Annotated in this window: 11 protein-coding genes; 8 read left to right on the top strand and 3 right to left on the bottom strand. The window is 69.8% G+C overall.

What is annotated here, in order from left to right:
* On the top strand, window positions 1-294 hold a 294-nt coding region (locus tag NM1_RS32445), incomplete at its 5' end, for a cation transporting ATPase C-terminal domain-containing protein (protein WP_157124049.1).
* Window positions 295-330: 36 nt separating this feature from the next.
* Here the strand turns inward: NM1_RS32445 and NM1_RS32440 are convergent.
* The gene (locus NM1_RS32440; RefSeq protein ID WP_211339530.1) at window positions 331-1275 is read right to left on the bottom strand and encodes a hypothetical protein; all 945 of its coding nucleotides are present in this window, start codon (window positions 1273-1275) and stop codon (window positions 331-333) included.
* Between the two features lie 275 nt (window positions 1276-1550).
* Between NM1_RS32440 and NM1_RS32435 the strand changes: the two genes are divergently transcribed.
* Window positions 1551-2774, top strand: coding sequence for an MFS transporter (locus NM1_RS32435; RefSeq protein WP_068028861.1), 1224 nt, complete (start codon window positions 1551-1553; stop codon window positions 2772-2774).
* 5 nt (window positions 2775-2779) lie between these two features.
* Window positions 2780-3310: a GNAT family N-acetyltransferase gene (locus NM1_RS32430; RefSeq protein WP_068028864.1), complete on the top strand. Its 531-nt coding sequence runs from the start codon at window positions 2780-2782 to the stop codon at window positions 3308-3310.
* 27 nt (window positions 3311-3337) lie between these two features.
* On the opposite strand, the gene NM1_RS32425 is transcribed toward NM1_RS32430, so the two are convergent.
* Window positions 3338-4147 carry a tyrosine-protein phosphatase gene (locus tag NM1_RS32425; RefSeq protein WP_068028857.1) on the bottom strand — a complete coding sequence of 270 codons (810 nt, stop codon included), beginning with the start codon at window positions 4145-4147 and terminating at the stop codon, window positions 3338-3340.
* Between the two features lie 58 nt (window positions 4148-4205).
* A complete protein-coding gene (zapE, locus tag NM1_RS32420) occupies window positions 4206-5222 on the bottom strand; it encodes a cell division protein ZapE (protein ID WP_068028855.1) in 1017 nt (338 codons plus the stop codon).
* Between the two features lie 35 nt (window positions 5223-5257).
* Here zapE and NM1_RS32415 point away from each other — a divergent pair, with 35 nt between their 5' ends.
* From NM1_RS32415 to msrB, 5 genes are all read left to right on the top strand, one after another.
* A complete protein-coding gene (locus NM1_RS32415; RefSeq protein WP_068028852.1) occupies window positions 5258-6031 on the top strand; it encodes a pyrimidine reductase family protein in 774 nt (257 codons plus the stop codon).
* A gap of 32 nt (window positions 6032-6063) precedes the next feature.
* The gene (locus NM1_RS32410; protein ID WP_068028849.1) at window positions 6064-7632 is read left to right on the top strand and encodes an alpha/beta hydrolase; all 1569 of its coding nucleotides are present in this window, start codon (window positions 6064-6066) and stop codon (window positions 7630-7632) included.
* A 91-nt stretch (window positions 7633-7723) separates the two neighbouring features.
* Window positions 7724-9082: a glycosyltransferase family 87 protein gene (locus NM1_RS32405; protein ID WP_246011625.1), complete on the top strand. Its 1359-nt coding sequence runs from the start codon at window positions 7724-7726 to the stop codon at window positions 9080-9082.
* 31 nt (window positions 9083-9113) lie between these two features.
* On the top strand, window positions 9114-9476 hold the full coding sequence (locus tag NM1_RS32400) for a VOC family protein (protein WP_068028847.1): 363 nt from the start codon (window positions 9114-9116) through the stop codon (window positions 9474-9476).
* A gap of 81 nt (window positions 9477-9557) precedes the next feature.
* On the top strand, window positions 9558-10013 hold the full coding sequence (gene msrB / locus NM1_RS32395; RefSeq protein ID WP_068028844.1) for a peptide-methionine (R)-S-oxide reductase MsrB: 456 nt from the start codon (window positions 9558-9560) through the stop codon (window positions 10011-10013).
* Window positions 10014-10191: the final 178 nt, after the last annotated feature.

Genomic DNA, 10191 nt, shown 5'->3' with positions numbered 1-10191 from the left:
GCCGCCTGGCTGCTGGGCCGCGCCACCGGCCGCCGGCGCCGGGCCGAGACCATGGCGCTCGCGGCGCTGATCGGCACGCAGCTGGGCCAGACGCTGGTGATCGGTTACCGCAGTCCGCTGGTGTGGACGACGGTCGCGGGCAGCTCCGCCCTACTCGCCGCCATCATCATGACGCCGGGATTGAACCGGTTCTTCGGATGCGTCCCGCTCGGCCCGCTGGCCTGGGCGATCGTGGTCGGCAGCGCCGGACTCGGCACGGCCGGAGCCGCTGCCGCGGGGCGCGTGCTGCCCTGACCCGGGCCAGGGCAGCACTCCCCCGAGTCCCTGTGATCAGCGCAGCATCAACCCCGCCGCGATGAACGTGACGATCACGAGCATGGCGAAACAGGTGATCAGCTGCCAGTGCAGCAGCGCCTCCCGCTGTTTCGCGATGGTCACCCGCAGGGTGGCGTCGACCCGGTTGTGATCGACCAACCGGCGGCGCGTGGCGTCGAGCTGGTCGGCGGTCTCCTCGGCGCGTTCGAGCCGGTGCAGCAGCTTGTGCACCTGCTTGGCCTTGTCACGAGTCGCCTTGCGCGCCAGCGCCAGCGCCGTGCGCTGGTTCACCAGTTCCTGGCGCTGCTGTGCGATGACAAGGGCTTGCGCACGCGTGTGCTGCTCCCAGTCGGTCACTGTGGCCCATCCTCCCGTGCTTTCGTCGCGGTATCCCCAGGCCAGCGCCCCGGCCACCCAATCTTCGATGAATTCTCTTACTGCCCAGGGTTTCTCCCGCGGCACCACCACACCGGACGGCCCCGCCGCCACCAGGCCCGCGACCACCCGGTAGTCGCACACCTGCGGCGCGAAATCGTCGACACCCAGCGCCGGCAGCTGCGCGACCCAGAAGCCGGGCGGGCACAGCCACAGCACCTCGTCGCAGCCGACGGCACGCAATCGCGCCGTGCGCTCCTGCGCGTGGGACAGCGACACCGGCTCGCTGCGCACCTCGATCGCGCACAGCCGGTTGCCGCGCCGCCACAGCAGCGACGGTGTCTGCGCGCCCAGCGGCTTGTCCACGTCGGCGTCGTCCGCGCCGGAGGCCAGCAGCCGCCCGCGCAGCCAGTATTTCAGCCGCTGCACATCCCAGTGGCAGTTTCCGCAGCCGGCCTCCCGGCAGCGCTCCCCGGCCTGGTGTCCGCGCGGATTGGGTTCCACCACCGGGAGATTCGCCGACTCGGGCGGGGACAGCACCGGCGCATGCCCGCGCTCTACTTCTTTCAGTTCCTTCGTGCTCACGCGACCACTTCCCCTGCCACTACACCCAGCGGGCCCGATTCGACCCGCTCCTTCCAGATTGCCGCAACTGTCAGGGCCCTTCACGTACTCGTGCCTGGTTTCGTTATCCAACCGGGAGCCCAGCGTGATCATCGGGCCCCGGGATGCGTCGTTACGTGCGAATTCGACACGGATTGATCAAGATTCACCAAGGTGCCGTTGGCACTTTTCGGACACCCGGTGCGGCGGTGGCCTTTCGGACCACGCGGCCGCTGCCCGGCGGCTAAAATTCGCCGATGGACGCTGGCGGATACGCCCCTGTATCGACTCTGCGGGCGGCGCGGGCGGCCAATTCGGTGGCGTTCGGGCTCCAGGGGTTCTTCCTCGCCGTCATTCTCACCGAACTGCCGCAGCAGCGGGATCGGTTCGGGCTCAGCGATACCCAGATCCTGCTGGCGACCGTGCTGATCTCGCTGCTGGCGGCGGCGGGCAGCGTGACGGCCGAGCGGCTGGCGGTGCGCTGGTCGAGCCGACTCGCGCTGCGGTTCGGGCTGGGTCTGATCGCGGCGACGGGTGCGGGCATCGCGCTGGCGCCGAACGTCGCGGTGCTGTTCGTGGCGTTGGCCGGATACGGCATCGCGGTCGGCGTGGTCGACGCCGCCACCAATATGCAGGCGGTGTTCATCCAGCACGGGTACGGCAAGGTCGTGCTTTCGTCGTTCTACGCGGCCTGGAGCGCCGGCTCGATTCTGGGCGCGCTGTTCGTCTCCGGCTGCGAGAGCCTGGATGTGTCGCTACCCGTGGCGGTGTTCACCGCGGCGGCGATCGTGCTGGTAGGCGGCCTGCTGCTCGGGCCGCGGCTGCTGGGCACCCGGCAGGCCGAGGCCGAACCCGACGAATCGGCGGCCGCGGAATCGGTGGCGCTGCGCGCGTATCTGGCCATCGGGGTGGCGATGGCGCTGATGTTCGCCGTCGATCTCGCGGTCGGCAGCTGGTCGGCGCTGTACCTGCGCGACGAGCTCACGGCCTCGTCGGCGACGGCGGCGCTGGCGCTGGCCGCCTATCAGGGCGCCTCGCTGACCGGGCGGCTCACCGGCGACCTGTGGGTGCGCCGGTTCGGGCCGCGCGCGGTGGTGCGGGTGGCCGCGACGATCGGCGCCGTCGGGCTGGCCCTGGTCGTGCTGGCGCCGGGTCCGTACGCGGCGATCGCCGGATTCCTGATCGCCGGGATCGGGCTGCCGGTCATCGCACCGCTGTGCTTCAGCGAGGCCGGGCAGCTCACCGGCGGGCGGGGCCTGGATGCGCTGATCGCCCGGCTCAACCTGTTCAACTACGCGGGCACGCTGATCGGCGGCGGTCTGGTGGGCGCGCTGGCCGACGCGACCAGCCGCCGGATCGGGTTCGTACTACCCCTGGTGTTCGCGTTCGTCCTGATCGTCGCGGCCCGGTTCTTCCATGCCCGCCCGACGGCGGGGAAACCGGTCGGTCCGAAATCCGGCCATGCTGTACTGGAGGAATGAGCGACATCCCAGTCACCGTCGACCGGGCCGGATTGTGGGACGCCGAGGCCCTCAGTGACGTTGCGGCAGCGACCTTTCCGCTGGCCTGCCCGCCCGAGCTGGAGCCGACGGATATCGAGACGTTCGTGGCGGAGATACTGTCCGGCGAACGCTTCGGTGACTATCTCACCGATCCCGATCGCACCATCCTCAAGGCGACCGCCGGTGGCGATATCGTCGGCTACGCGATGCTGGTGGCGGGCGATCCCACCGATCCGGAGCTCGCCGCGGCGATCGACCGCCGCCCCGTGGCCGAGATCAGCAAGCTCTATGTGCTACCCGGCCATCACGGCGCCGGGGTATCGACGGCGCTGATGCACGCCGCCGTCGACACCGCCCGGCGCGGCGGTTACGCCGGTGTGTGGCTGGGCGTCAACCAGGACAACGTACGCGCCCAGCGTTTCTACGCCAGACACGGTTTCCGCACCATCGGCACGAAAACCACCACCGTCGGTTCCCAGCTCTGCCACGACTACGTCCTGTACAAGGAGCTCTGAACCGCACCTCGATGCGCGGCGCAGCGGTCAGCTCAGCATTTTCGCCTGCAGCGCGGCGATATCGCCGTCGGTCAGCTTCAGGCCCTCGTGGACGTAGTTGTCGAAGCTGCCGTAGGTCTGGTCCACCTGGTCGAAGGCGGCGTCGAGGGCGGGGAGGACCACGCCGTTGAGCGGGTCGTTGTCCCCGGCGTTGCGGTAGTGGTTCGACAGCAGGAAGTCGTAGTTCACCGTGTCGCGGTCGACGCCCAGGACGGTCAGCAGCACCGCGGACATCCAGCCGGTGCGGTCCTTGCCCGCGGTGCAGTGGAACAGCACCGAGCCGTCGTCGGTGTCGATGATGTCGTGCAGGATCGACGCGAAGCCCTCGTTCGCGCCGGGCGCGGTGATGAAGGCGCGGTACAGATCCGTGCCCGCCACCAGCGTCGAGGCCATGACCTGCGGCGGCGCCTGGCCGATCACATCGTCGATGTGCAGTGCCGCGCCCGCGGGCACCCGGTCGGGGGCGAAGGCGCGCTCGTAGCCGGTGCGCAGGTCGTCGTCGAACTTCAGCCCGCGATCGGTGAGCGCGGCGAGATCGGCGTCGGTGGCCTTGCTCAGTTCACCGCTGCGGAAGACCAGTCCCGTCTGCACGGTGCGGCCGTCGGTGGTGCGATAGCCGCCGACATCCCGGGCGTTCTGCACGCCCTGCAGGTGCAGCGAGCGGTCGGCGGTATCGACGGTGACCGACGCGGTGGCCGCCGGAGGATCGGCGGCGAGGGCGGTCCCCGCCGCCGGGCCGAGTGCAAGGGTGGCGGCCACGGCGACCGCCGCGGTGCCTCGAATCGAACGCCGGACCATGACAACTCCTCCTGCTCGGCCCCACCGATTCGTCACGGTACACCGAGTGGTCGGTCGGTTAGGCGGGCACCTCGAAGCGGGACAGCGCCAGCAGGCGCGAGATCGCGCGCAGGTACTTCTTGCGATAGCCGCCGCCGAGCATCTCCTCGGAGAAGATCTGATCCAGCTTCACGCCCGAGACGGTGACCGGGATCCCGGCGTCGTAGAGCCGGTCGGTCAGCACCACCATGCGCAGTGCGACCGCCTGATCGGTGATGGTGTGCACGCCCGAGACGAATACCGCCGACACCCCCGCGATCAGCGCCCCGTAGCGCGACGGGTGCAGCGTGCTCAGGTGCTGCAGCAGCGCATCGAACTCGTCGAGCGTGGAACCCGGTGTGGCGGCGGCCTTCTCGGCCAGCTGCCCGGCCGCGGTCGGTTCCGGCGCCGGGGGCAGGTCGCGGTGGCGATAGTCCGGTCCGTCGACCCGGACGGGATCGAACAGCGAGCCCAGCTTGCGGATCTCGCGCAGGAAGTCCTGTGCCGCGAAGCGGCCCTCGCCCAACTGATCCGGCAGCGTATTCGACGTCGCGGCCACCGACACCCCGCGCGCGGTCAGCTCGGTCAGCAGCCGCGAGACCAGCATGGTGTCGCCGGGGTCGTCGAGCTCGAACTCGTCGATGCACAGCACGCTGTTGCCCGACAGCCGCTCCACGGCATTGGTGAATCCCAGCGCGCCGACGAGATTGGTCACCTCGCCGAACGTCCCGAACGACTTCGGCGCCGGCGCGGCGTGGTAAATCGAGGCCAGCAGGTGGGTCTTGCCCACGCCGAAGCCGCCGTCGAGGTACAGGCCCGCGCCGTCGACCTGCTTCTTCTTACCGAACAGGCTCTTCTTGCCCGCCGCGGCGTGAATCTTGGCCACCTGCCCGGCGAACTGCTCGGCCCGCTGCACGGCCGCGGCCTGGGTCGGCTCCTGCGGGTCGGGAATGTAGGAGGCGAAACTCACCTCGTCGAATGTGGGCGGCGGCACCATCTGGGCGATGAGCTGATCGGCCGGAACCTCCGGATGACGATCGACGAGGCGTTGTTGCACCCGAGTAGCGTACTGACGTGGTGTGATCGGTTCTTATGCAGCGTGCTCCCAATGCGATCCAGTTCACAGCACTGAGCCCCGACGACCTGGTGCGCCTGTACGCCTATCCGGCCCGGCTCGAATCCCCGTGGATCCGAGCCAACTTCGTCGCCAGCATCGACGGCGCCGTCACGGTGGACGGGCGCTCGGGAGCCCTCGGCACCGGCGCCGACCACGACGTCTTCGCGATCCTGCGCGACCTGGCCGATGTGATCGTCGTCGGCGCCGGTACCGCGCGGGCCGAGAACTACGGCGGCGCCCGCACCGATGCCCGCCGCCGCATCCGGCTGCACCGGCACGGCCTCGGCGGCGCCGCCGACGGCGCACCGCCGCCCATTGCCGTGGTCACCGCGAGCGCGGCCCTGGATCCGGCGGGCAAGTTGTTCACCGACACCGTCCGCCCGCCGATCGTGCTCACCACCGCCGCCGCGCCCGCCGATCGCAAGGAGCTACTCACCGATGCGGGGGCGGAGGTGGTCGAGGCCGGTGACACCACGGTCACCGCGGCCGATCTCCGCGCCGCGCTGGCCGCGCGCGGACTGCTGCGGGTGCTGTGCGAGGGCGGGCCCTCACTGTTCGGCGAACTGATCTCGGCGGGTGCCGCCGACGAGCTGTGCCTCACCGTGTCGCCCCTGCTCGTCGGCGGTACGGCGGGGCGAATTGCGGTGTCGCCCAATGCCTTGCCCACCCCGATGGCGCTGCGCCACGTGCTGACCGACGACGACGGCACCCTGCTGACCCGATGGGAGCGGGCACACACCCAGAGCTGAAACGGCGCGATCGACCTGGCAGGCTGTATCGCATGCGCTGGATCCGGGCCGCACTGCTGGCAACGTCATCGCTGACGGTTCTCCTCACCGCCGCCTGCGGCGCGGGGCCCTCGGAGCGGCCCGCGGTCGCGGTGGAACGACCGCACGAGGCCGGTGGGCCCGCCCGCCCGAGCACGTCCGCGCCGCCCGCGCCCCCGGCGCTGCAGCAGCCCAAGACCGACCTGAACTGGCGCGAGTGCGCGGTACCCACGTTCAATCTGCTGGGTCTGGGCGCACCGCCGCCCGGACTGATCTTCGAATGCGCCGAGTACTCCACGCCCATCGACGCGGGCGGCTCCATTCTCGGCACGTTCCGCAACGGCGCGGTGCGGGCCCGGCTGCAGCAGACCCCCGCCGACGCCGCACCGATAGTATTGACCTCCGGCGACGACCGATCCTCCACCGCCACCGTGGCCGGCCTGGCGGCGGGCCCGGCCTCCGCGCTGCTGGGCGCCCACCCGATCGTCGCCGTGGACCGCAGGGGCATGGGCAGTTCCCAGCCGATCGACTGCATGACCGACGACACCCGGCGCGCGCTGGCCGACAACGGCCAATTCGCCCCCGGCGGTGGCGATCCCGTCGACACGGTGGCCAAGCTCAGCCAGGACGCCACCATCGCCTGCCAGGACTTCCTGCAGCCGTACCAGGGCACCTTCGACGCCACACACGCCGCCGACGACATCGAGCAGCTGCGCAAGCAGTGGCAGGTGGACCGGATCGCGCTGATCGGCAGTGGCAACGGCGCCCGGGTCGCGCTCAGCTACGCCGCCAAATTCGGCGACCATCTCTCGCGCCTGGCCCTCGACTCGCCGGAAGCCGTCAACGCCGACGCCGTCGGCCGGGCCGAGCAGCGGGTCAAGGGCGCCGAGGCGGCGCTGACCGGATTCGCGCAGCGCTGCGCCGGAGTCGGCTGTGCGCTGGGGCCGGATCCGCGGGGCGCCGTCACGGATCTGGTGAACCGGGCCGGACGCGGCGAACTGGGCGACCTGTCGGCGAACGCGCTGCTCACGACCATCTCCGGCTTCCTCGGCGATCCGCGCGCCGACCAGACGAGCCGCGTACGGGAACTCGCCGATGCGCTGGCCGCGGCCGGGCGCGGCGACCGGGGGCCGATCGGGAATCTGGTACTGCGCGAATCGGCGGCCGTCGCCGCGGACGGCCAGTTCGTCGCGCGCTGCAGCGACAACCAGCAGCCCGCCACGCCCACCCGGGCCAAGGAACTGCAGACCACGTGGGGCGCACAGTATCCGGTGTTCGGCAAGGCCGCCGCGACCGAGCTGATGGCGTGCACCGCGTGGCCGGTGCCCAACGCGGCCCAGCTGCCGCAGAAGTACACCGAACCGGTGCTCGTGCTGGGCACCGCCGCCGACCCGGTGGTGGGCGGCGACGGGCGGCCCGCGGTCACCGGCGCGCTCGGTGCCGCCGGGGCGCGCGTCGCCACCGTCGAATGGCAGGGCTGGGGGCATCCGGTGTTCACCCACACCGGCTGCGCGCAGCAGTATCTCGTCGACTACCTGAAGGATGCGAAGCTGCCGCAGGACGGCACCGCCTGCCCGGCCTGAGTCCGGCGGTGACGAAGTCCGCGACACGAATACGGCGCCGAACACCGGGTCGAGGCAACCCTGGACGGGGTTTCCGGTGTACCGTGCCCCAGTGTTCCTTCGTCAGCTCGAGCCACGCACCGCTCGAACCACCTCCGAGGTCCTGAACTTCGCACTGTGGCCGTTCGCGGTCATGACCGTGTTGCATCAGATATTCGTCGAGGGCACCAACTTCAACATCACCGACGATTTCGCGCCGGTGTACAAGGCGTCGCTCGCGTTTCTGAACGGTCGGCCCATCTACGGCGAGAACTTCGATCTCGTCGACCCGCACTACCTGTACCCGCCCAGCGGCACGCTGCTGGTCGCGCCGCTGGCACTGATCGACCCGGAAAAGTCGAAGTGGTGCTTCGTCGCGCTCAACGCCGTCGCGATCATCGCGGCCTGGTATCTGCTGCTGAAGCTGTTCAAGTTCAGCGTCCGCTCCTATGCCGCGCCGCTGACGCTGCTGCTGATGTTCGCCTCCGAAACCGTCATCAACACACTGGGTTTCGGCAATGTCAACGGCTGCATCCTGCTGGCCGAGGTCATTTTCATCCATCTGCTGCTGCAGCGCCGCGACCTGTGGGCCGGGTTCGTGATGGGCTTGACGATCGCGGTCAAACCGACGCTGGCCCCGCTGCTGCTGATACCGCTGGCGCGGCGGCAGTGGAAGGTGTTCATCACCGGACTGGGCGTGCCGATCGTGCTGATGGCCATCGCCTGGCCGTTGATCAAGGATCCGATGGACTACATCCGCCGGACCGTGCCGTACTCGCTGGAAGCGCGCGACTACTTCAACAGCTCCATTCCGGGCAGCGCCGCGTACTGGGGCCTGGACACGTGGCTGACCTGGACCATCCGCATCGCGCTGGCGGCCGTCGTACTGATTTCGCTGTGGCTGCTGTACCGCTACTACCTGCACGACGAGCTGTTCTTCATCCTGACCGCGTCGGGCGTGCTGCTCACCACCGAATTCGTGTGGACGTCCCTGGGCCAGCAGTACTACTCGATGATGCTGTTCCCGTTCCTGATGTCGGTGGTGCTGCGCAATTCGGTGCTGCGCAACTGGCCCGCCTGGCTCGCGATCTTCGGGTTCATGACCTACGACAAGTGGCTGCTCGACCACTGGCAGAGCACCGGGCGCACCCTGGAATACCTGCGCGTCACGCTCGGCTGGACCATGCTGCTGCTCGTGGTGTTCTGTGTGCTCGGCGACCGGTACCTGGCCGCGCGGCGCGAGGGGCGGCTGGCCTCGGGCATCGATCCGGTGTTCCTGCTGCCGGAGAACGCGGCGCGGCCGGACGGCCCATCCGAATCCGCGAAGGATTCCGGCGGGCGCCGCAACGGCAACGACGTCTCCGACGCCCCCGCCGGAGACGGCAAACAGGCGGACCCCCACGCGGAATCGCAGGCGGGCGCCCTCACCTGACATCGACGACCCGAGACGGCGGGAGGCGTTCGTGATCACTCGCATCAGCCATGCCGTGATGTACGTCGCCGATCAGGCGGCATCGGTGCGGTTCTACGTCCAGCAGTTGGGCTTCGAGCTCGTGCGTGACGACGAGATGTTCCCGGGCGCGCGGTGGGTCGAGGTCGTTCCGCCCGGTGCGCAGACGTCGATTGTGCTGTCCCCCGCGGCGGCGTTCGGCAAGCAGCCCGGGGAGGGCGCGTATCTGCACTTCGCCTGCGACGATGTCCATGCCACCCGGGAACGCCTGTCGGCCGCCGGGGTCGAGGTCAGCGACGTGACCGTCGAACCGTGGGGGACGTACTTCACGGCCGCCGACCCGGACGGTAATCAGGTGATGATCGCCGAGGGATGAGTCGGCCGCAAACCTTTCGCAATCCCGGTCCGGGCCGGGCGACTCGTCGAGCCGTGCGGCGCGGCAATTAGACTCGCGCTCATGAGTTCCGACTCCGAGACGTCACTGCCCGCTCCGAAGATCGAGCTCACCCCGCAGGAGTGGCGGACGCGGCTGACGCCGCAGGAATACGCGGTGCTGCGCGACGCCGCCACCGAGCGCGCCTTCACCGGCGAATACACCGATACCGAGACCGCCGGGGTGTACGAGTGCCGGGCATGCGGCGCCGAACTCTTCCGCAGCGCCGAGAAGTTCCACTCGCACTGCGGCTGGCCGTCGTTCTTCGACCCGGCCGAATCCGACGCGGTGCTGTTGCGCGCGGACGACACGCTGGGCATGCGGCGCGTCGAGGTGCTGTGCGCCACCTGCCACAGCCACCTCGGACACGTCTTCGAGGGTGAGGGTTATCCGACCCCGACCGACAAGCGGTACTGCATCAACTCCATCGCCCTGCGACTGCACCCCTCGGACAACGCAACGCGCGGAGAAGACGGCTGAACCTTACGGCCCCAGCCCCACCGCGCGCATGACCCGAAAAACCGGGGCGCGGAATTACATCCGTAAGCTCAGCGCACGCCTCTCACTTCCGGGCACGCGCCAACCCTCCGTCATGTCCGGCGTGAGCCCTCTCCGCCATGTCCGGCATGCAGCCCTCCGTCATGTCCGGCACGCGGCC

Origin of the sequence: Nocardia mexicana NBRC 108244 (assembly GCF_001613165.1) — a bacterium.
GTDB lineage: Bacteria > Actinomycetota > Actinomycetes > Mycobacteriales > Mycobacteriaceae > Nocardia > Nocardia mexicana.
The sequence above is the reverse complement of the archived record's forward strand: the minus strand, read 5'-3'. Positions and strand labels throughout refer to the sequence as shown.